Genomic DNA, 21,380 nt, shown 5'->3' on the forward strand with positions numbered 1-21,380 from the left:
CTAGCTAATCTTCTTCTTGGTCAGCCAGGTGAGCAGCGTTCGACGATGTCGCCAAACCCGGCTAATCCACATCCTTCCCTTCCGGGGTCCGCAGGATACTTTCGGCCAGGATGGACAGTTTGCGCTGCGACGGGCTACCCGGTTCGGCGCAATGGACAATGATCTGCTGATCCGGAGTGCTGTTCACCGTCAGCGTCTCGCAGGTCAGAATGATCTCACCGACCTCCGGATGCCGGATCCTCGTTGCCTCGCGAACCTTCGCCCGCACGTCGTGTCGCGGCCACATTCTTCGAAAATCCTGGCTCTGAGTCGACAACTCGGTGACCAGTTCGATGAGCTGCGGGTCGGCCAAATTCGCCCCGATGTTCGCGCGCAGGCTCGCAACGGTTCGCAGGGCGATGGTTTCCCAATCGGGATAGAACTCGCGCGCCGCAGGGTCCAGGAATACGAGCCTGAGCAGGTCCCGGCCGTAGCAGAGTCCCCGGTACAGTTCATCGGCGAGTGCGTTACGAAAAAGAACCTGGTGATAGCGTCCGATGACCAGTGCGGGATGGTTCAGATCAAGCAGTATTCGCCGCACGATCGAGCTGACCTGATCGCTTTCCTCCGCGTTCCGGCAGGTCGCGACCCGACCTGCCAGTTCGTAGAAGTACGTCTCCTCCTGGCTGTCCAGGCGTAACGCGCTGGCGAGTGCCGCGAGCACCTGCTCCGAGGGATGGCGTTCGCGTCCCTGCTCCAGGCGGATACAGTATCCGACGCTGACGCCGGCGAGCATCGCCACCTCTTCCCGGCGAAGCCCCGGCACTCGGCGGCGACCGACCCGGCGCAGCCCTACATCCTCCGGCTGTAGGAGCTCTCGCCGAGCACGCAGGAAGTTCCCGAGACGCTTGTCTTCCATGCTATTAGCCTAAGTCGATTCACAACGAGCTCGGTGGTAGTAACACTGCCAGGATGTCGCCAGTACGATCGGTCGGAAGCAGAACGTGCCGTTGACTTCGTGTTCGACGAAACCGTACCGCTCCGCTGCGGCGACGACAAACCTTCGCGCCCCGGACGTGGTCCGATCTACCTGACCAGAAGGGAACCACCGAAAACTCTTGACATCACATTCAGGACATTTGAAACCGGCTATTGAGAACATTACCACCAATGGCGTATTGATCCTCCACTCCTGCTACGCAGTGCTATCGCCCACTTCTGCGAAGACACCGACTTTCGACGTGCTCTTTCACCGCGACGGAGATCGCTCTCACTGCCCCGTCATCCGCTGTTCATGTCTTCGTGTCAGGGATCATGAGAAGAACCAGAAATCTTCCACGCGAGTCAATTGAGAAATGGCCCCCCGTGGCGGTCCGAAGCGCGCGATTGTGCTTCTTCGCGCCGGGGGATCAGCACGCGGGAAGGTTGGACACCTGTTCGCCGTGTGGCGTCGTGACCGCCGGGCTCCTGGTCGTCGATGTTGTGGGTGGTGCCGTGGTCCCGCGGATGATCAGTTCGGTGGGCACGACGACGGCTTCGGGTTCGGTGGTCTCCCCGGTGAGCTGCGTGATCAGCATGCGGCCTGCGGCCTGCCCCTGCTGGACCACGGGCTGAGCGATGGTGGTGAGATCCAGCAGGTCGGCCATTTCGTGGTCGTCGAAACCGATGAGCGAGATGTCTCGTGGCACGTGCAACCCGGATCGGCGGATCGCGCGCAGTGCGCCGAACGCCATCTCGTCCGACGCGGCGAACACCGCTGTCGGCAGGCGCCGCGCGGACAGAAGCCTGGTCATCGCCGCTTGTCCGCCGTTGAGGGTGAACCCGCCGTCGAGATCGAACTCTGGATCGTCGTCGACGGCAAGGCAACGGCGGACGGCGAAGTAGGCGGCACGTCGCTCGACCGGAGCCCGGAAGCCCAGCGGTGTTCCGGTACCCCCGCCGATGAAGGCGATGTCCCGGTGACCGAGGGTCGCCAAGTGGCGCATCGCCGTTTCGGCCCCGGCGGCGTCGTCGATGCGGACGCATCCCATCCCCTGCTCGTCGAGCCCGACGGCGGCCAGTGGGACGCCGAGCTCGGAGAGGCGCTCGAATTCCCCGGGCGTGAGCGGAAGCGCCAGCAGCAACACCGCGTCGACCCGGCCCCGCAACGGCATCTCCTCGAAGAAGCGGGCGCGCCCGTTCTCGTCGCCCACACTGTAGAGCAGGAGGTTGAAACCGGCCTCCCGGAGCACCGCCTCCGCCCCCGCGATCACTCGGCCGAAGAACCAGCGATCGACGAAGGGCACCACCACACCCACGGTCCGGGTGCGCCCGGTAGCCAGCTGGGATGCGGCGGGCGAGGCGACATAGCCGAGTTCCCGTGCCGCGTCGACGATGCGGGCTCGGGTGGTTTCCGAGACGCGCGGCAGACCGCGCAGCGCCCGCGAGACGGTCGCTGTGGACACTCCCGCACGCTGAGCGACCTCCGCCTGGCTTGCCGCCATGCGAACTCCTCCTGACCGGTACCGGCCACCCCACTGCACAACACGAACCGCCCCCGCGCAAGCTCTTACATACGAAAGTCGCTGCACGTCCCAGCGCGAGTGCCCGGTTTCCCGGCCAGCCGCGCAACCGCTTACATCACTGAAACAGCCCGTTCGCCCACGAGTCGATGCCGCGCGTGCGGGCCGCGCGTGGGATCAGTCCGCCGCCGTGGCTCTCGCCCGTCTGCGCGCGCGGTAGGCCGCGGCCTTGACGCGGTTGCCGCACTCGTCCATGCCGCACCAGGTGCGGCGAGAACCACGGGAGCGATCGAGATAGAGCCGGGTGCAGTCGGGGCGACCGCACTCCTTGAGGCAGGCCCCGCGATCGGCCAGCACGGTAATCCCGCGCCGGGCCAGGCGGGTGAGCACCGCACGAAAGTCGCCGGAGGCGCGCAGCCCGTCGTCGCTGAGGCGAAGCGTGGGCACCGGACCGGCGGCCGTGTCGTTGACGATCGCCAGGCTGCCCGAATGGAAGGGCCGGGAACGCAGGCGGTCGAGCGCGAGCCGGTACAGCGCTTCGCGCAACGCCAGCGCGGACGCGAGATCGGTGGCGCCGGCGGTCACGTGGTCAGGAAGTTCGGCACACTCCGCTACCCACTGTTCAAGGTCCGCGGGTGTGGTCAGAGTGTCGACGGGGTCGGCTCGCCGGGACAGCACGGTGGCGGTGAGGTCGAGGGCCGGATCGCCGCTCACGAACGCGAATCGCACGTCACCATCTTGACCGGTGACGGACCGCGTGGCAAGGTCGTCACCTGTTCAACCGGTGACGCAGACAGGGAGTAGCGCATGGTCGGCATCCGCGACATCGAGGTGGTCGTCTTCGATGTCCTCGGCACATTGGTGGACGAACCCAGCGGGCTCCGAGCGGAGATCCGCCACGCGCTGCCCGGTGCCGACGACGCGGTCGTCGACGAGTCGCTGACCGCATGGCAGGACTACCGGGGCCACGAGCAGCAACGCATCGCGCGCGGCCACCGTCCCTACGCCAACTCCGAGGTCATCGACGGCGAAGCCGCGCAGCGGGTGGCCGCGCAGGCCGGGGTGGCCGATCCCGCGGTCGTCTCCCGCCTGGCCACCGCGGGCAGGCGATTGCCGCCGTGGCACGATTCCGTCGCCGCGCTCGACCGGCTCGCACGGCACTGGCCGGTCCTCGGGCTGTCCAACGCCGGCCGCGCCGCGCTCCCGCGACTCAACGCCCATGCCGGGCTGCGCTGGCACCAGGCGCTGTCCGGCGAAGCCGTCCGGGCCTACAAACCGGCGCCGGAGGTGTACCGGCTCGCCCTGGACGCCGCTGACTGCGCTGCGGACCGCGTGCTGATGGTGGCGGCTCATGCCTGGGACCTTCGCGGCGCGCAGGCACTCGGTATGCGCACCGCCTATGTCGCGCGCCCGGTCGGCGACCCGCCGGCGGGCTCGGACACCTTCGACGGGAGCTTCGACCGGCTCGATGACCTCGTGGCCGCCCTGACCCACGGGTGAAGCCCGGCCCACCTCATCGCGGTGAACCGGGCTCCTCTCGCCTCAGCGTTCTTTACTCGTTGGTTCCGGGCATCAGCACCGTGTCGAGCACGAACACCGTGGCGTTCGCGGTGGGGATGTTGCCGCACAGCACGGCCGCGCCGTTGACGGTCATGTCCTCACCCGAGCCCTCGACCTGCACCGGGCCGCCCTCGGCGTTCAGGGTCTCCACCGTGCCCGCGTCCTGCAGGCCCTGCGCGTCGTAGCGCTCGGGCACCACGTGGTACTGCAGGATCGGCGCGAGCTCGTCCGGGTTCTGCGCGAGCTCGTTGAACTTCTCCTCACCCAGCTCGTCGAACGCCGCGTCCGCGGGCGCGAACACGGTGATGGCCTCCTGGCTGTTGAGGGTGTCCGTCAGCTCGGTCGCCTCCACGGCCGCCACGAGCTTGGTCAGCAGCGGGTTCGTGCTCGCGGCACTGGCCACCGGCTGCGGGCCCATCGAGTCGAGGCTGCCGGGCTCGTCACCCTGCGGCAGCTGATCGCACGCGGGACCGAACACGTCGTCGTTGGTGGTCACACCCTGACCCATGCTCTCGGACATGGAGCTCGACGGCGGGGCCATCGGGCTGCTGGTGCCGCCGTCGTTGGTGGCCTCACTTCCGGATGCGCTGTCGTCGGCGGCCTCGCTGCCGCAGGCGCTCAGGGTCAGGGCCGCCACCGCGGCGATGCCGGCACCGGCGAGACGAGCAGTCTTCACGGGAATCACTCCAATCAGGTGGGTCACGGCTCGGCTGAGATCGCCCTGGCCGCGCTCATATCTGACTTTCGGGGCGGCGCGGCAGCCGGATTGGCCGTGCACCAAGGATTTCTCCGACCTACCGGGCGGTGACGCTCACGGTGTGCCAGCCGGTGGCGCCGTCGGGCACGGTGCCGGAGCGCTGCTCGGTCTGCGTGACTCCCGACGAGTCCGTGGCGCGGCAGGAGATCCGGTGCGACCCGGCGGGGACGTCCAGCTCGACCGACCACATCCGCCAGGTGTTCACGTTGACCTCCCGCGCCAGCTCCGCCTCCTGCCACGGCCCGTCGTCGAGCCGCACCTCCACCCGCGCGATGCCGGTGTGCTGCGCCCACGCCACCCCCACGACCCGCAGCCGCCCGGGTGGCACCGTGTCGAAGCCCTGCGGGCGCTCGATCCGCGACTGGGTCTTGATCGGTGCGCGCTCGGCCCAGCCCCGGTTCAACCAGTAGGGCTGCCGCGCCGCCCAGGTGGTGAGTTCGAGGTCCACCACCCACTTCGTCGCGGACACGTAGCCGTAGAGGCCGGGCACCACGAGCCGCGCCGGGAAACCGTGGCGCAGCGGCAGCGGTTCACCGTTCATCCCGATCGCCAGCAGCGCACCCCGATCCGGATCGGCCGCCGCCGCGACCGGGGTGCCTGCCGTCCAGCCGTCCGAGCTCGTGGAGAACACTTGCTGCGCCTCCGGCCGCACACCGGCCTCGGCCAGCAGCTCCGCGAGGTCGACGCCGAGGAAGTTCGCCGTGGACACGTAGGGTCCGCCGACCTCGTTGGACACGCACGTCATGGTGATGGTGCGCTCCACCAACGGCCGGTTCCGGATGTCGGCGTAGGTGTAGCGGAGCTCGCGCTCCACCAGGCCGTGCACGCGCAACTCCCAGTCCTCGGCCCGCAACTGCGGGACCACCAGCGCCGTGTCGACACGGTAGAAGTCGCGGTTCGGGGTCAGAAAAGTCGGTGTGCCCGCGCGGGCGAAATCCGCGCCGGGCGGGATCGGCGGCGCGGGCTCCGCCGCGACGAGCCTGCCCACGCGGGCGCGGGAACCCGCGGCGTCCCGCGCCGTTCCGACCTGCTCCCCCACCAGCCAGCTCACCCCGGACCCGGCGGCGACGCCCGCCGAGGCCAGCAACACCGAGCGCCGTGACGCGCCACCGGCCGCACGCGGCATCGCCGCCGACCGGGCCAGCCGATGCAGCCATCGGAAAACGGCCACTCCCACCAACCCGCTGGCCAGCGGAGCGAGCACCGCGAGACCCCCGAGATCCGGCCGTGCCAGTACGGCGGCGAGGCCCACCAGTCCCAGCGCCGCCACCACCGTGGTGCCCGGCCGCGGCGAGCGGCGTGACGCCAGCCCCGCCACCACCGCGACCCCCACCAGCACCACCGCCATGCCGCCCAGCAGCACCAGCTTGTCCGCCGTCCCGAAAGTCCGCACCGCCCAGTCCTTGAGCCAGGCAGGCGACAGATCGATCGCCGTGTTGCCCACCGCCAGAAAAGGCGAGGCGTTGCCGTCGACGAACCCGGCGACGACGTGGCCCGACGCCAGCGCCGCCACCAGCGCCAGCACGCCACACCCCGCCGCCGCAGGCCGGGACAGCCGCGGCAGCTCCCGACGTTGTGGTGTGCCGGTCATGTCACTCATGGTGGAGCTTCGGAGCCGCTCACCGCACGTATTGGTCGGCGGTGGCCCGCGCACTTGGCGGACCTGCCCATCTCCATGTCGATCACGTATGCCTGTGGTGGGGCGAGGCCGGGATCAGTGGAAAGGGCAGGCCGGGAGGAGCTCAGGTTGTGGTCGGGGATTCCGTGGTGCGGCTGTCGGCATCCGACTGTGATGCTGTTACCGACTGGCGGCGGTGTTCCCTGAGGGAGTAGGCGATGGCGGCGCCCCAGAGGGCGAAAAGGGCTGCGTAGACGGCCCACTGGACGGAGTCGCCGGTCGTGACCCAGTCGCTGCGGAGCAGGGTGCGGGTGTTCGTGATGATGATCAGACCACCAACTGCCGAGCCGAGGATGCGTGGGGGTATGTGGCGGACTAGCCACGCCGCGATTGGAGCGGCTATCAAACCCCCGGCCAGCAGGGCGCCAGCCCAGGCGAAGTTGACGCCTTGGGAGCCCAGGCCGACGAGGAAGCCGAGGCTGGCGGCGACGGCGACGAGGAACTCGCTGGTGTCGATGGAGCCGATCACCTTGCGCGGCTCCAGACGGCCGCTGGCGAGGATGGCCGGCGTGCCGACCGGTCCCCAGCCGCCCCCGCCGGTGGCGTCGACGAACCCGGCCACGAGGCCGAGCGGGGACAGGAACCGCTTGCGCAGCGGCTTACCGAGGTTGCCCTTGGGCAGACCGAGGAACGTGAATCTGGCCAGTACGTAGGCGCCGAGACTCAGCAAGATCAGCGCCATGACGGGTTTGGCGAGATCGGTGGAGAGGTGGGAGAGGAAGGTGGCGCCGGCGAACGCTCCCAGTGCGCCGGGTATGCCGATCTTCGCCACGACTCGCCAGTCGACGTTGCCGAAGCGCCAGTGGGCGGCACCCGAGGCGAGGGTGGTGCCGATTTCCGCGAGATGGACGGTGGCCGAGGCCGCCGCCGGGCTGGTGCCGATGGCCAGCAGCAGGGTGGTGGAAGTCACGCCGTAGGCCATGCCCAGGCTGCCGTCCACCAGTTGAGCACCGAGCCCGGCGAGGGCGAGCAGGATCAGCGTTCTCACAGCCACCTCAAGTTCCCTAGTATTCCCACTAGATTAGTAGGGAATATTGGCATAGAGACACACCTATCCCAAGGGGTGTTCACATGCTGGATGGCCCGCGCCCGTTTGGTGGCCTGCCAGCGAGTGGTTCCGGCTCGTGCTACGGATTTGTCCAGGCGTCAGGGTTTTCGGTCAGATCGGCGACCGCATCAGGCAACTTGGCTGACGCGACATCGGCCAGCGACACGCCGTCGAGGATGTGGCGCACATGTGCCCGCAGCGCAATCCACAGCGGCAGCAGGGTCTCGGCGGGCCCGGTATAGTACAGCTCCGGCGGCCGTGCGCCCCGCACTGAGACCAGCGGCCCGTCCACCATACGGATAACGTCCGCGATGGAGATCTGCTCCGCAGGCTTGGCGAGCCGAAAGCCACCGCGACCGCCACGTTGGCTGACGACCATACCGCTGCGGCGCATGTCGGCCAGGATTCCCTCAAGGAACTTGTGCGGAATCTGCTGGGCCTCAGCGATAGTCGCAGCCGTCAGCGGCCTAGAATCCTGCCCGGCAGCCAGTTCCAGCGCGGCCCGCACCGCGTAGTCCGCCCTGGCCGAGATTCGCATACCGCAAGCTTAGAGCCCCTAACACGTTGGCGTTCGCTCAGGGAGCGGCGGCCAGGCGGTCCCTGACCGGGGTGGCGAGCGTCCCCGCCGGGGACCCAGGCTCGCAAGGCGGAGGGGTGTCCGCGTACTGGAAGTACGTGGGCGCCTCCTCCAACGCAGCGAGGCGCCGCCTGGGCGTCGCGAGCCGAACAGACCAATGTGCTGGGGCTCTTAGCCCCGCCCCTTTCTGCGCCCGCCCTGGGCTTTTCCAGCGTTTCCCGCTCTGCGCCCCGCTATCGGCCGGGCTGTGGCGGCGCCCCGACGTACAACGCCTGTCCGCCGCCACAGCCCGGCGCAAGGTCAGCCGAGGTCGCCGACCCGGTCACTGCCGCGCGCCGCAGCTCGCGCGATGGCCGCGACAGCCCGGTCACCGTCATGGACCAACCGCCCCAGGACATCTCGCGCGCGGGACCCGGGCAGCTCGGCAAGTGCCTGCGCCAGCCGGCTCCGCACCGCCGGCTCCCCGGTGTGCGCGGTGAGTGCGGCGACCACCGCGTCCACGATCCAACCCGCGCACGCCGGGTTCCGCGACAGCGACCCCAGGACCTCGGCTGCTTCGACGTCGTTCGTGCCCACGACCACCATGCCGACGAGCGTCGGCACGGCCGCGGACTCTCCACGTCGCCCGAGGGCCAGCGCGGCGAGCGCGCGCACCGTCGCGTCCCCGCTGCCCAGCGCGTCCGCGAGCGCGGCGGTCGCCCTGTCACCGGACATCCCGGACAGCGCCCGGACCGCGCGCCGCTCGACGTCGACGTCCCCCGAAGCCAGACCGGAGGCCACGCTCGCCACGCCCTCATCACCCGCCCGCGCGAGTGCCCACCGCAGGGCACCCGCGACGTTCGGGTCGGACTCAGCGAGAACCGCCCTGGCCAGAACATCGGCCGGAACGGGCACACCTCCCACCGGAGCCAGGACGGCCTGCTGCCTGCGCGCCGCGCTGGGAGAACCCAGCCCGTGCAGCAGTTCGACGATGCGCAGGACACCCTCCCAGCCGGCGGGCGCCGAGGCGTCGATCGCGCGGAGCCGTTCCAGCAGCTCCCGCTCCCGCCTCACCCGGTCCTCGGTACGCCGGATGAGATCGCCGACGAGCGCGGACGGCGCGAAGTCGGGGTCGGCCAGCGCACGCCCGACCTCGCGCAGCGACAGCCCCAGCGACCGCAGCCCCTCCACATGCAGGATTCGGCGAATGTCCTCCGCGGAGTACTCGCGATACCCGCCCACGGTGCGGCCCGTGGGGCGCACCAGCCCCAGCGAGTCGTAGTGCCGCAGCATCCGCGCACTCACCCCGGAGCGGCGTGCCACCTCGCCGATCAGCATGCTGCTTCCTACCCTTCCGACCCGAGCGCGACGAGCCGTTTCGCCTCCTCGATGACCGAATCGAAACCGGCCTCCGGGTCACCCAGGAGCACCTCCGTGGCGCGGGCGTGCGCCCGCACCGCCGGGTCGCCGCTGAGCGATCTCGCCTGGAGCACCGGCTCGACCACGTCGCCGAGCGCCACGAGCGCCCTGCTGAGACTCCGCTGCACGTCCCGGTCGCCGCGACCGAGCTGCGCGCCCAGTTCCGTGGCCAGCGCCTCCTCCTGCCCCGCTGGCACCAGGACGACGGCGGCCCGCCACGCGCTGCGCGCCACCTCGTCGTCGGCGTCGCGCAGCAGCGACCGCGTGATCGCGGGCCACGCGCTCCCTTCTCCGATCTTGGACAGCGTGTGCAACGCCTGGCTCCGGGCCTGCGCGCGATCCGAACGAAGCTCCGTGAGCAGCGCGGGAACCGTGTCCTCCGGCGGCTGGCGGGTCAACGCCCAGGTGAGCATGTCGCGCACGAAGAAGTCCGGCTCCACCGCACACCGCTGCACCAGCGCGGTGACGAAGGCGGCCTCGGGATGCGTGCCCGCCGCTAGGGCGGCCTCGAGCCGTGTCGACGAGTTGCGTGCGCGCAAGGCGTCGAGCAGATGTGCCGATCCGATGGGGATCACCTCCTGCCCGCAGTCAAGACCCTGTCACAGTGTCAAGGTCAAGTGCTCAGTGTCGGTGGCTCGATGACCCAGCATCCACCCACTCAGGTGATCGATCTGGGAGCTGATCGCGATCGGACTGTTCGTGCTGGTGATCTACGCACCAGTCGTCCCGGCCAAGGGGCTGTCGGCTGAGCCGGTGTCGCTGGAGCGTGGACACGCTGGGCGGCCCTGTTACCTTGCTTCTCACTGATTACTTCGCGGCTCAGGACAACTTCGGGAGTTCCGGGCTGGGACCGGCTGCAACCGACCCCATGACATGTCCGGGTCCTCACCCTCTGGCATCCCTTCCCGCGCGGCCGAGACCAATTCGCAGCTCCAACCAGCTGGCCACTGATGTTTGTGGTCGCACCGCGCTCTGGCGCTGTGTAACGCAATGCCGTTGTCGAACGTGGTGTCGCGGAACAAGACGGGGCCGGTGAACGTGGCCATGGCGAACGTGGCCACCTTGGTGAAGGTGGCGTTGCGGAACCAGGCGACGCCGGTGAACACGGCTTCTTCGAACACGGCGGTATCGATGAACGTGGTGTCATCGAAATACGCGCTGCCGGAGAACGTGGCCTTGATGAAGGAAGAGGCGCCGCTGACCGTGGCTTGGGCGAACGAAGCCTCACTGGTGAACGTAGCCTCACCGAACCAGGCGCTGCGGGTGAACACAGTCCCGTTGAACCAGACGTGGCCGGTGAAGGTGGCCTCGGCGAACCAGGCGTCGCCGGCGAACGTGGCGGAGCGGAATCGGCTGTTGCCGGCGAACGTGGCGTGGGTGAAGGTCGTGCGCGGGTGGATGCGGCAGGCGTCGAGATCCAGTTCGTGGAGGGTGGCGCCGGTGAGATCGATGTCCAGCTCATCACCCCAGAACCGTGGTGAAGCGGGCTTCTCTCTGTAGGGGCCGGAGTGGACGTGCTCGCGCAGCAGCCGCTGCAACGTCACCCGCACTTCCCGCTCCTGGCGCCACTCCAGGCTTTCTTGCTCGTCCAAGCCGTCGGCGGCGGGGTCCCGGAAGGACATCCGCAGGTAGGCACACCACACGTTGACGATCGGACGCCGCTGCTCGGGATGGTCTTGACCCAGCCGTTGTAGTGCGTACAGCGCGCCGAGCCGGACCGCAGCGCGATCGTGGCCGAGCTGCTCGACCGCGGCGGTATATAGCTCGGTCACCCGCCGCTGCTCGGCGTCATGCTGGGTGGTCCTGGCCTCGGCCAGCTTGTGCACCAGGTCGAGTTCGGTGGTGCGTTGCCGCCGCAGAGCCACGAACAAAGCCGCACCGCCTCCGGTGCCCAGCACGATGGTGCCGGCAAGCCGGATCGCCTCCAACCGCACCTTATCGCTCTCGGTCCCATCGCCGAATACGAGCAGCAGCACCGCGGTCACGACCGCCGCGACACCCAGCAGCCCGCCGAGCACCCACCACACACTCGATGCCGGCAGCGGCCGCAGCGCAACGCCATCCTCTGTCACCGACTCGTCACCAGCGCCTGTGCGGTGCCCCCATCTCCACGTCATGGCAGCACTATGCCGACCCTCGTGATCCCGCGCGGTCGGAATGTTCGATCGTGGCCACACCTGATGCGGTACCCGAACAACGCCACCCGCGTGAACAGCGTGTGCCATGCCTGGCTGCGGTCCTGCGCGCGATCCGAACGAAAGTCCGCGAGGAGCGCGGGAACCGGGTGCTCTGGCGTGGGCGGATCAGCGTCAAGGTGAGCATGTGGCGCACGAGTCGATGACCGAGCAGTCACCCCCTCAGGTGGTCCAGCGGCAGCGGGCTGGCCTGTTTCACCGTGCGCAGCGAGAAGTTGCTCCGCAGGTCCTCCACCCCGGGAAGCGTGAGCAACGTGTCGAGCAGGAGCCGCTCGTAGGCTTGCAGGTTCGCCACGACCACCTCGAGCAGGAAGTCCGCCGACCCGGACACCAGATGACACCCGACCACTTCGGGGATCCTCGCGACCGTCTGCTCGATCCGGCCCGCGAGGTCCCGGGAATGCCCGGCCACCTTGATCTCGACGAACACGGTCAGCCCGAGCCCGACGGCGAACCGGTCGACCTCAGCCCGGTAGCCACTGATCACACCGCTGCTTTCCAGGCCGCGCACCCGGCGCAGGCACGGTGACGGGGACAGCCGCACCCGATCGGCGAGGGCGGTGTTCGGCAACCGCCCATCGCGCTGCAACTCCTCCAGAATCCGCCGATCAACGCCATCCATCTCGACGCCTGCCATCATTGCCCCCAAAACGGGTTCGAACACGCTGAATATTGCTCGAACAGCGTATCCAGCGGCATCATTTGGCATCGCGTGCCCGGCCGGACATGCCATCGTTTCCGCATGAGCCGCACGACGACCCGGCACCACCCCGAACCCGACCGCGCGGGGCTGTCCCGCTGGCAAGCGGTCCCGCTCGCGCTGGGCTCGGTGGCGGGGTCCGGGATCCTGTTCCTGCCCTCGGCCGTGTATGCCGAGGTGGGGCGTAACAGCGTGCTCGTGTGGGTGCTGGCGACCGCGCTGTGCCTGCCGATGCTGCTGATGTTCCAGGACATGGTGCGCCGGTACCCGACCGGCGACGGCATCGAGTCCTTCGTGCGAGCGGGACTCGGTCCCGCACTCGGACGGTGTGTCCCGATCCTGTTCGTGGCTCTGGTCGTCGTGGGCCTTCCCGCCGGGGCACTGGTCGCCGGCCGATACGCCATGCGGGCGCTGGAGGCCGGTCCCACCGTTCAGACAGCCACGGCGGCGGCAGTGTTGCTCGCGGCCCTCGCGGTCAACACCGTGGGCGCCCGCGCGAACCGGCGCGCACAGCACGCCGGCGCGGCGGCACTGATCGTGATGGCCCTCGTGCTGGCGTGCTCGGCCCTGCCCACCGCCGACGACGCCTCGCCCATCACGCCGCAGGCGGAGACCCTCGGCCTGGTGTTGCCCGGCGTGCTGCTCGCCTTCTGGGCGTTCGCGGGTTTCGAGAACCTGACCTTCCTCAGCAGGCAGTTCCGCGCACCGGACCGGGACTTCCTCCCCGTCAGCGTCATCGCGCTCAGTGTCTACGGGCTGCTGACCATGCTGCTCACCGCCGCCCTCGCCGTGAGCATCCCCGCGCAGGCGGTGGACGGCACCACCGGCCTACTGCAACTCGCCGAGCACCTTCCATCCAGACAGCTCGTCGTCGCCCTGGTCACCGCGATCGCGATCGGGGCGATGGTGCAGAACGCCGTGTCCTGGGTCTGGGGCGTCAGCCAGCTGGTCGTCGGCGCGAGCCGCTCGGCGATCCTGCCCGCCGCACTGGCACGCACCACCGCACGCGGAGTGCCACGCCGCGCACTCGGCCTGCTCGCCGTGCTCTTCCTCGTGGCGGGAAGCACGCTCGCGGCCTTCCCGGCGTTGCTCGTCGACGCACTCGCCGGAACCAGCGCGACCTTCGTGGTGCTGTACCTGCTCAGCATCGCCTCCTACCTCCGGCTACAGGGCCGTACCGTCCGATCGGTCCTGAACCTGCTGATCGGCGTGGTTCTCCTGGCGTCTCTCATCGAGTCCGGCTGGCGGTCGCTGTACGGCATCGCGGTGCTCGCGGTCGCGCTCACCGTCACGCTCGTCCGGAGACGGCGACACCACTGACGACGTGAGCGATCCGAACGCTCGATCAGCTCAGGGCCTGCGGCCGCGAAAGGTGCGGCGCAGGTCGCTCACCCAGGCTTCCGGGTTCTCCCAGGGGATGAAGTGGCCGCCGTGGTCGTGGGCGTTGACGTTGACATGGTTGAACCAATCGGCCTGCGGGCCGGTCTTGAACGCCCGGACGCGCTCGTTGGCGGTGCGGATGCCTGGCGGGTTCTCGAACGTGACGAAGGTGAGGCCTACCGGGGCCTGCACGACCGGAGTGCGGTCATGGGCGGGGGTCCAGGGATAGCGGTTGGCGTTGGCGTAGTACCGCATCGATGTGGCGATGGAGTTGTTCACCCAGTAAATCGTGGCGTGAGTGAGCAGGTCGTCCTTGGTGAAGACGGACTCGACGTCGCCGCCGTTGTCGCTCCAGGCGTGCCAACGCTCCAACAGCCAGGCGAGTAGTCCGGCGGGTGAGTCGCTCAGTCCGTGGGCCAGGGTGGCGCCGTCGAGCATGTGCACAGCGAGGTGGGACGCCGCGCGGTGGTCCAGCTCGATGATGCGGGCGCGGACGTCGGCGGGCTGGCCGTCGGTCAGGGGCCGATTCCGGGCGAAGTCCCAGGCGCGGTCGCCGGTGAAGAAGTCGAGCGGCAAACCAGAGCCGATATGGATGCCGTACAACTCGTCGGCGTACTTGTGGCCGAGCTGGCTGGAGACGATCCCGCCGATGTCGCATCCCCCGGCGGCGTACTTCTCGTACCCCAGGGTCTCGGTCATCAGGGTGTGCCAGAGGTCGGAAACCTTCCAGAAGTTCACGTCCGGAAACCCGGTGAGCGGGCCGGGGAAACCGAAGCCGGGCAGGGACGGCACGATGACGTCGAACGCGTCGGCGGGGTCGCCCCCGAACGCGGCCGGGTCGGCGAGCGGATCGACGACCTTCGACCAGTGCCAGAATGTCCACGGCCAGCCGTGGGTGAGGATCAACGGGATCGGCCGAGGGCCGCGACCCGGCTTGCGCAGGAAGTGCACCGGGACACCGGAGACGCTCACCTGGTAGTGCTCGTAGGCATTGATGGCGGCCTCGGCCGTGCGCCAGTCGTAGTCGTCGCGCCAGTAGGCGACCAGTTCAGCAAGATAGCTCGCCGGAACGCCGTAGGACCAGTCCTCGTTTTTCTCGTCCAGCGGCGGACGGGTCCCGGTGAGGCGCGCGCGCAGGTCGCCGAGCACCGTGTCCGGCACATGAATACGCGTGGGCTCCACAGCAACGCCGTACTGGGTGGACATGGCATAGCTCCTCACAGTGGTCGGTACGGCAGCGCCGACGGCCTGCGATTCTCGCGTCCCTCGCGGTCGGCCTCGGAGATCAGTAAACCGTGACTGGTCCGCCGACCAGCCACCCTATCGCTCGCGGCCGGCCTGTTCGGCGCTGCTGGACTGCTCCGAGCGGGACCCGGGTCCCGCGCCGTCTCCCGGTTCCGCGGACCGCCCGGCATGAGCCGCCAGGAGCCGGTCGAGACGCTCGTGCGCCGCACGGAGCTGTTCGGCCGCCTCGGCCAGGCGCGCCTGCCGGTCGGCGGCGGTGGCCTCGGCGGCCGCGGCGCGAGCGTCGGCGAGCGCGCGGGCCGTGCGTTCGCTGGCCGCGTTCTCGCGTGCGGCGTCGCGGTCGGAGCGCAGCCCGGTGATCTCTTCGCGTGCGGCGCCGAGCTGGCTCCGCGTTTCGGCGAGCGTGGAAGTCAGCTCGTCGGCTCGCGCCTCGGTCGCGTCGAGCCGTTCCGTGAGCCGGGCGTGGGTGGTGGTGAGTTCCCGTAGCTCGGCGCGGACGTCGTCGAGCCGGGACGCCAGCTCGTCCCGCTCAGCCTCGGCCGTGTCGAGGCGCTGCCGCTGCGCGCGCAGTTCGGCGGCCAGCTCGTCGCGGGCGCGTTCGGCGGCCTGCGCGGCGGCGTCCGCCGCTCCCCTGGCGCGCTCGTGCTCGGCCACCGTCGCCCAGGCTTGGCTCCGCACCGACTCGGCCTCCGAGCGCGCGTGCTGTGCGGCGCGTTCCGCGTCTTCCCGTGCCGCGCGGTCCTCGCGGGCCTGTACCAGCGCCCGGTCCCGGTCCCGGTCCGCCTGATCGGCGCGGCGTAGCGCGTCCTCGGCGTCCGCTCGCGAGCCGGCTGCCTGTTCCTCGGCCTGCCGCACCTGGGACAGCGCTTGTTCCTCGGCGTGGGTCAGTCGGCTCGCCATGTCGGTCAGCGCGTCCACCACTGGCGCCGAGACCGTGGTGAACACCTCGGCGGTGCGGCGCAGCTCCACCAACGGGTCCACGATCGCGGCCGTCCGCGCGGCCCGGCGTTGCCGGGACGCCGCGTCGGCGTGGCTCTTGCAGCAGAACGACGAGGGGCGACCACCCTTGCGGCGCCCGTGCTCGTCCACGGCGGGCGGCGGGAGCGGATTGTCGCACCCGTCCAGCGCGCACACCGCGTTCTCGGCTGTTGTCTCGTCGTTCTGCGTCTCCACCAGCTCGTCTGTCACCGGATCAGTATCGCGCACGCGATACGCCAAACCATTCCGCGACACGCGCAACAGTGAAACTCAATGGCACACAATGGATGTTATGTGCCATCGCGAAGAATGACGACCGTGTCCGCAGCCTGCGTAGCCGTGTCCGCAGTCTGCGTAGCTCGCAGCACGCCGGCGTAGGCTCTCAGGGATGCGGATCGGCGAGTTGTCCAAGCGCACGGGCGTGAGTCCGCGCTCACTGCGGTACTACGAAGCGCAGGGCCTGCTGAGCAGCTCACGCTCCGACGCCGGGCAGCGGCACTATTCCGACGCCGAGGTGCAGCGCGTGTCGCTCATCCGGCAGCTGCTCGACGCGGGCATGTCCAGCCGGGTGATCGCGACAGTGCTGCCGTGCGTGGAGACTCCGAGTGACCCGGACGTGGTCGAGTCGGCGTTCGCGACGATGACGCGTGAGCGCGACCGGATCGACGCCGACATCGCGCACCTGACCGAGACGCGAGAGGCGCTCGACGTGCTGATCAGGGCCAATGCCCGGCACCAGGCGGAGCTGTCCACGTGACGTTGTGACCCGCACCTCAGCCCGTTGCCTCTGACATCGATGTCAGCGGTGAGGATGGCGACCAGGCCCGGTAATCACGGGGTTCGGTCACACGAGAGGCAGCGGAGAATGGGACAGGCGTGGGGTTTCGGCAAGCATGGTGGGCCCGAGGTGCAGGAGTTCTTCAATCGTCCCGATCCCGTCCCCGGGACTGGCGAGGTGCTGGTCCGGGTCGACGTCGCCGGTGTGAACCCCCTCGACCATCTCCTGCGCTCGGGTCTGGTCGAGGGGCTCGACGGTGGGCGTCCGTTTCCCCGCGTGCTGGGCATGGAGGCAGCGGGAACCGTTCTCGCCCTGGGCGAGAATGTCGACGAGTTCGAGGTGGGTGACGCGGTCTTCGGCTTCGCGCTCACCGGTGGCGGCACCTACGCCGAGACGACGGTGCTCTCGGCGCCGAACACCGCACGCATTCCGGCGGGTCTGTCCGCGAGCGTGGCGGCAACGCTGCCGGTGGCCGGGTCGACCGCGGTGGACGCGCTCGACCAGCTCGGCCTCCCGGCCGGTGCCACGGTTCTGGTCAACGGAGTCGGGGGCGGGGTCGGTCTCGCCGTCGCGGGGCTGGCCGTCGCGCGCGGGCTGCGGGTGGTCGGCACCGGAAGCACCGCCAAGCGCGAGCACGCCGAGACCGTCGGGGTGCGGTTCATCGACTACGCCGCCGAAGACGTCGCCGCCGCGGCACACGAGCTGGTTCCGGGCGGCTTCGATGGGATCGTCGACCTGGTCGGAGGCACCTCGCTGCGGAGGGTCGCGCCGCTGGCCCGGAATCCCCGCGATGTCATCGCCGTGGGTGATGCGTCCGTGCCCGAGCTCGGTGGGCGTTTCGTCGAGCGTCGCCTCGACCGCGAGAGCCTGTGGCGGGCCGCCCGGTTAGCGCTCGACGGAGTCCTCGCACCTGTGATCACCGCGGTCCATCCGCTCGCCGACGCCCCGGCCGCCCTCGCCACCGTCGAGAACGGTCACACCCCGGGCAAGGTCGTCATCAAGGTGACGTGAAAGGTGGTGCCCGACCGTTCGGCTCCGGCGTCTGGTCAACATTCGTGTCGGATCGTGTGCTGTGCCCTCGTCGTCCGTGGTCGTTGGCTGACCGCGACGCCTTCCCGGGACGACGACGGCGGGCAGGAGCGAGGATCAGGAGCCGATCGGATCACTGCGCGACGGGCAGGCACTCATCGAGCAGCGCGACGATGTCACGCCAGGCTCGCTGTGCGTGCCGCGGATGGTAGCCGACGCCGGGAGGTGCGGGGTGGTCAACCGGTGGGTGGTGGAAGGCGTGAAGAGCTCCTCCGTAGACCACGAGGCGCCAGTCGACGCCCGCGCCCTGCATCTCTGCGGTGAATTCCTCCCGTTGCGCGGGCGGCATGATCGGATCTTGCGACCCGACCCCGGCCCAGACCGGGCAGCGAATGCGTGCCGCCTCGCCCGGGCGGCCCGTGGTCAGACCGTTGACTGTCCCGATCGCGCGCAGGTCGACGCCATCGCGACCGAGTTCCACCGCGACTGCACCCCCGGTGCCGTAGCCGAGGGCGGCGATGCGGTCGGGGTCGGCCCGTGGTTCGGCACGCACCACGTTGAGGGCGGCGTGACCGATTCCTCGCATCCGGTCGGGGTCGGCGAGCAGCGGCATGCAACGGGCCAACATCTCCTCCGGGTCTTCCAGATAGCGTCCGCCGTGGATGTCGAAGGCCAGCGCCACGTACCCAAGCTCCGCCAGGGCCTCGGCCCGGTGGCGCTCGACGTGGCTGGGTCCCATGCCCTCGGGTCCGATCAGGACTGCGGGCCGGCGATCGGTGCCGGCCGGGAGCGCGAGGTGTCCGATCATCGTCAGGTTGTCGGCTGGATACTGCACCGCGCGCGTTGTGACTGTCGTCATGCGACTGGACTGTAGTGACCGTCACGTTCACTTGGACGGGTGTTCACTGCTGGCGGACAGGGGTCTGTTCTTACGCCGCCAACTCCTCGCCCGCTGCGGGGAGCGCCGCGCAACGGGCTCGCGCACGCGTGGGGACGTCGGGCATGCTGGCGGTCAAGATCAGGTGTAGTGCGCGGACCTGTCGCGCTGCACCGCTCACCGAGAAGGAGCCTGGGGTGCCCGAGAGAGTCGCCGACGTCGTTGATGCGTGGATGCAGCAGCCCAATGACGTGTTCATGCAGCAACCGTGGTTGGAGACGCTGCTGCGCTGGACCGGGGTGCGCAGGCAGGCACCGCCGGTGCGGGACACGGTCGCGGCGTTGGACCAGGGCGGGGTGTCCTGCGGGCTGCTGTCGGCCTGGCACGGGCCTGCCGGGCCGCTGATCTCGAACGACGAGGTGGCCGGGGTGGTCGCGGCCTATCCCGACCGGTTCCGTGGCGTGGCGACGGTGGATCTGACCGACCCGGTCGGGGCGGTGCGGGAGATCCGCCGCTGTGTGCGCGAACTCGGCTTCGTCGCGGTCCGGGTGGTGCCCTGGTTGTGGAATCTGCCACCGAACGACCGCAGGTACTACCCGCTGTACGTGGCCTGTGTCGAGCTGGGTGTGCCGTTCTGCACCCAGATCGGGCACACCGGGCCGCTGTGCCCGTCCGAGCCGGGAAGGCCGATCCCCTACCTGGACGAGGTGTTGCTCGACTTCCCGGATCTGGTGGTGGTCGGCGGGCACGTCGGCTACCCGTGGATTCACGAGGTTCTGTCGTTGGCGACGAAGTACCCCAACTTCTACGTCGACACCTCCGCCTACGCGGTGCACCGGCTGCCCGGCGAGCTGGTCGAGTTCATGCGGGGCCGGGGCCGCGAGCGGGTGCTGTTCGGCAGCAACTACCCGATGATCACCGCGGCCGAGTGCCTGCGCAGGCTCGACGAACTCGGGCTCGACGACGAGGCGAAAAGCCTGTTCCTCGCGGGCAACGCACGCCGTGTGTTCGGCTTGAGCGGATAACCGGCCTCGGGAGCATCGGCACATCCCGTGAGTGGGGGCGTCGCGAACGATGAGCATCGTGCGCCGGGTGTCACCGTTGCGGCTCTGGGTCAGGTTGGCGAGTCGTGGTGTATCTGGCGAGCATGGTCTGGACGGCCTGTTCGACGGCGTCGTGGATGTCGGAGGCTGAGGGGTTCCAGTCAATCAGCAGCATGCGGGGCCACAGGACGTAGTTGGCGATCATGCCGAGGAACTGGTTCGCGGCGCTCACCGCGTCCGGGACATCAGCGTTGCCCGCCTCGTGCTCGGATTCCAAGTAGTGCCGAACGGAGTTGAAGTAGGGCAGTTTGCCTAGTTCGAACTGCATCCGTCCCAGTTCCGGGAAACGAGGCAGTTCGGCGATGACGATCCGGAACAGGGCTGTCATGCCGGGCTGGCCGACCAGGTCGGCATAGCGGTGGCCGATGGTTGTCAGTCCGGAGCGCAGATCTCCGGTCTGTGGCTGCGCGGCCGTGTCGCCGGCGTCACGCTGCCAGGACTCGGTGACGATGGCCTCGAAGAGGGCCGCCTTGGTGGGGAACCGCTTGAAGAGGGTGGACTTCGAGACCCCGGCCGCTTCGGCGATCCGGGCTAGTGAGGTGCCGTCGTAGCCACGCTCCAGGAACAGTTCGGTGGCCGCGGTGGTGATCGCCTCGCGTTTCTGCTGAGCGAGTCTGCGGTGGTGTTCGGAGAGTTCTGCTGCCATGCGGACAGTATGCCGCAACCCCGAGGCGAGTCACTTGACTCGCTTCGAAGGTCCGGCTTACGATGCGGAAGCAAGGCGAGTCGAGTGACTCGCATCGTATCTGTGGCGCCCGGGTGAATTCCGGCGGCCGCGCGGTGGAGGAGCAATTCATGACAAGCAACAAGATCGCTTTGGTGACCGGCGCGAATCGCGGCCTCGGACGTAGCGCGGCCATCGCTCTGGCCACACGTGGGGTGCGGGTCCTGGTCACCCATCGCGGTGATGCGGCCGGGGTTGAGAAGACGGTGGAACAGGTGCAGGCGGTGGGTGGGACTGCCGCTGCTCTGCGGCTCGACCTCAGCGACGTCTCCTCTTTCGCGTCCTTCACCTCCGAACTGAGCGAGCAGCTGGAGCGCTGGGGTACTTCGCGGCTCGACATCGTGGTCAACAACGCGGGAGTGGGGATCTTCGGACCGCTGGAGGACGTCACGATCGACGACTTCGACACGGTGCTGGGCACCAACGTCCGGGGCACGTTCTTTCTCATCCAGTCCCTTGTGCCGCTGCTGGCCCAGGGTGCCCACGTCATCAACGTCTCGTCGTCGCTGACCCGCCACACCAGCCCCGCCACCTCGGTCTACTCCGCCTCGAAGGCCGCCGTCGAAGCCCTGAGCCGCACCCTCGCCGCGGAACTCGGCCCGCACGGAATCCGGGTCAACTCCATCGCCCCGGGACCGACCGCCACCGATTTCAACGGTGGGGCGATGCGGGACGACGCCGAATTTCGCCAGGTTCTGGCCGGACAGACCGCGCTCGGCCGCGTCGGCGAACCTGACGAGATCGGCGACGCCATCGCCGCGCTGGCCTCCGAGGACCTGCGCTGGGTCACCGCCCAGCGTATCGAGGTCTCCGGCGGCGCCATCCTCTGAGCGAGAAGCCGCTCCCCCAGCGGCGTCACCGTGCTTCCCGCCG

General features: G+C 69.2%; 21 protein-coding genes. 6 read left to right on the plus strand and 15 right to left on the minus strand.

Going from position 1 to position 21,380, the window contains the following annotated elements:
- Positions 1–61 precede the first annotated feature (61 nt).
- The 3 genes from FFT09_RS01680 to FFT09_RS01690 form a co-directional block, all read right to left on the minus strand.
- Complete coding sequence (locus FFT09_RS01680; protein WP_081190119.1) at positions 62–898, minus strand: MmyB family transcriptional regulator; 837 nt, start codon at positions 896–898, stop codon at positions 62–64.
- Between the two features lie 490 nt (positions 899–1,388).
- Positions 1,389–2,462, minus strand: coding sequence for a LacI family DNA-binding transcriptional regulator (locus FFT09_RS01685; RefSeq protein ID WP_138381600.1), 1,074 nt, complete (start codon positions 2,460–2,462; stop codon positions 1,389–1,391).
- 195 nt (positions 2,463–2,657) lie between these two features.
- Complete coding sequence (locus tag FFT09_RS01690) at positions 2,658–3,209, minus strand: CGNR zinc finger domain-containing protein (RefSeq protein WP_081190117.1); 552 nt, start codon at positions 3,207–3,209, stop codon at positions 2,658–2,660.
- 78 nt (positions 3,210–3,287) lie between these two features.
- On the opposite strand from FFT09_RS01690, the gene FFT09_RS01695 reads away from it, so the two are divergent.
- The gene (locus FFT09_RS01695) at positions 3,288–3,980 is read left to right on the plus strand and encodes a haloacid dehalogenase type II (protein WP_138381601.1); all 693 of its coding nucleotides are present in this window, start codon (positions 3,288–3,290) and stop codon (positions 3,978–3,980) included.
- Between the two features lie 52 nt (positions 3,981–4,032).
- Here FFT09_RS01695 and FFT09_RS01700 read toward each other — a convergent pair whose 3' ends face one another.
- The 8 genes from FFT09_RS01700 to FFT09_RS01735 all read right to left on the minus strand — a co-directional run bounded on the left by FFT09_RS01700 (position 4,033) and on the right by FFT09_RS01735 (position 12,315).
- Positions 4,033–4,716, minus strand: coding sequence for a fasciclin domain-containing protein (locus tag FFT09_RS01700; protein ID WP_138381602.1), 684 nt, complete (start codon positions 4,714–4,716; stop codon positions 4,033–4,035).
- Positions 4,717–4,834: 118 nt separating this feature from the next.
- Complete coding sequence (locus FFT09_RS01705) at positions 4,835–6,388, minus strand: molybdopterin-dependent oxidoreductase (RefSeq protein ID WP_138381603.1); 1,554 nt, start codon at positions 6,386–6,388, stop codon at positions 4,835–4,837.
- A gap of 151 nt (positions 6,389–6,539) precedes the next feature.
- Positions 6,540–7,463 (minus strand): sulfite exporter TauE/SafE family protein, encoded by a 924-nt coding sequence (locus FFT09_RS01710; protein ID WP_138382008.1) that lies wholly within the window; start codon positions 7,461–7,463, stop codon positions 6,540–6,542.
- Between the two features lie 139 nt (positions 7,464–7,602).
- Entirely contained in the window at positions 7,603–8,061 is a 459-nt protein-coding gene (locus FFT09_RS01715; protein WP_138381604.1) for an RrF2 family transcriptional regulator, read from the minus strand.
- A gap of 339 nt (positions 8,062–8,400) precedes the next feature.
- Positions 8,401–9,417 carry a MerR family transcriptional regulator gene (locus tag FFT09_RS01720; protein ID WP_138381605.1) on the minus strand — a complete coding sequence of 339 codons (1,017 nt, stop codon included), beginning with the start codon at positions 9,415–9,417 and terminating at the stop codon, positions 8,401–8,403.
- Between the two features lie 8 nt (positions 9,418–9,425).
- Complete coding sequence (locus FFT09_RS01725; RefSeq protein WP_138381606.1) at positions 9,426–10,073, minus strand: HEAT repeat domain-containing protein; 648 nt, start codon at positions 10,071–10,073, stop codon at positions 9,426–9,428.
- 225 nt (positions 10,074–10,298) lie between these two features.
- Positions 10,299–11,570, minus strand: coding sequence for a pentapeptide repeat-containing protein (locus FFT09_RS01730; protein ID WP_244231146.1), 1,272 nt, complete (start codon positions 11,568–11,570; stop codon positions 10,299–10,301).
- 277 nt (positions 11,571–11,847) lie between these two features.
- On the minus strand, positions 11,848–12,315 hold the full coding sequence (locus FFT09_RS01735) for an Lrp/AsnC family transcriptional regulator (protein WP_208544331.1): 468 nt from the start codon (positions 12,313–12,315) through the stop codon (positions 11,848–11,850).
- Between the two features lie 120 nt (positions 12,316–12,435).
- On the opposite strand from FFT09_RS01735, the gene FFT09_RS01740 reads away from it, so the two are divergent.
- Complete coding sequence (locus FFT09_RS01740; protein ID WP_138381609.1) at positions 12,436–13,713, plus strand: APC family permease; 1,278 nt, start codon at positions 12,436–12,438, stop codon at positions 13,711–13,713.
- 30 nt (positions 13,714–13,743) lie between these two features.
- Here FFT09_RS01740 and FFT09_RS01745 read toward each other — a convergent pair whose 3' ends face one another.
- Positions 13,744–14,979 (minus strand): epoxide hydrolase family protein, encoded by a 1,236-nt coding sequence (locus FFT09_RS01745; protein ID WP_138381610.1) that lies wholly within the window; start codon positions 14,977–14,979, stop codon positions 13,744–13,746.
- Positions 14,980–15,093: 114 nt separating this feature from the next.
- Positions 15,094–16,206: a coiled-coil domain-containing protein gene (locus tag FFT09_RS01750; protein ID WP_208544332.1), complete on the minus strand. Its 1,113-nt coding sequence runs from the start codon at positions 16,204–16,206 to the stop codon at positions 15,094–15,096.
- Between the two features lie 178 nt (positions 16,207–16,384).
- Here FFT09_RS01750 and FFT09_RS01755 point away from each other — a divergent pair, with 178 nt between their 5' ends.
- Together FFT09_RS01755 and FFT09_RS01760 are read left to right on the plus strand one after the other, a co-directional pair.
- Entirely contained in the window at positions 16,385–16,753 is a 369-nt protein-coding gene (locus FFT09_RS01755; RefSeq protein ID WP_037333323.1) for a MerR family transcriptional regulator, read from the plus strand.
- Between the two features lie 108 nt (positions 16,754–16,861).
- Positions 16,862–17,785, plus strand: a complete 924-nt coding sequence (locus FFT09_RS01760) for an alcohol dehydrogenase catalytic domain-containing protein (protein ID WP_138381611.1) — start codon at positions 16,862–16,864, stop codon at positions 17,783–17,785.
- Between the two features lie 151 nt (positions 17,786–17,936).
- Here FFT09_RS01760 and FFT09_RS01765 read toward each other — a convergent pair whose 3' ends face one another.
- On the minus strand, positions 17,937–18,662 hold the full coding sequence (locus FFT09_RS01765) for a dienelactone hydrolase family protein (RefSeq protein ID WP_138381612.1): 726 nt from the start codon (positions 18,660–18,662) through the stop codon (positions 17,937–17,939).
- A 215-nt stretch (positions 18,663–18,877) separates the two neighbouring features.
- Here FFT09_RS01765 and FFT09_RS01770 point away from each other — a divergent pair, with 215 nt between their 5' ends.
- The gene (locus tag FFT09_RS01770; protein WP_244231148.1) at positions 18,878–19,705 is read left to right on the plus strand and encodes an amidohydrolase family protein; all 828 of its coding nucleotides are present in this window, start codon (positions 18,878–18,880) and stop codon (positions 19,703–19,705) included.
- A 70-nt stretch (positions 19,706–19,775) separates the two neighbouring features.
- On the opposite strand, the gene FFT09_RS01775 is transcribed toward FFT09_RS01770, so the two are convergent.
- Positions 19,776–20,429 carry a TetR/AcrR family transcriptional regulator gene (locus FFT09_RS01775; protein ID WP_138381613.1) on the minus strand — a complete coding sequence of 218 codons (654 nt, stop codon included), beginning with the start codon at positions 20,427–20,429 and terminating at the stop codon, positions 19,776–19,778.
- Positions 20,430–20,578: 149 nt separating this feature from the next.
- On the opposite strand from FFT09_RS01775, the gene FFT09_RS01780 reads away from it, so the two are divergent.
- Positions 20,579–21,337, plus strand: coding sequence for an SDR family NAD(P)-dependent oxidoreductase (locus FFT09_RS01780; protein WP_138381614.1), 759 nt, complete (start codon positions 20,579–20,581; stop codon positions 21,335–21,337).
- Positions 21,338–21,380: the final 43 nt, after the last annotated feature.

This window comes from Saccharomonospora piscinae (assembly GCF_005862235.1).
Lineage (GTDB): Bacteria > Actinomycetota > Actinomycetes > Mycobacteriales > Pseudonocardiaceae > Saccharomonospora > Saccharomonospora piscinae.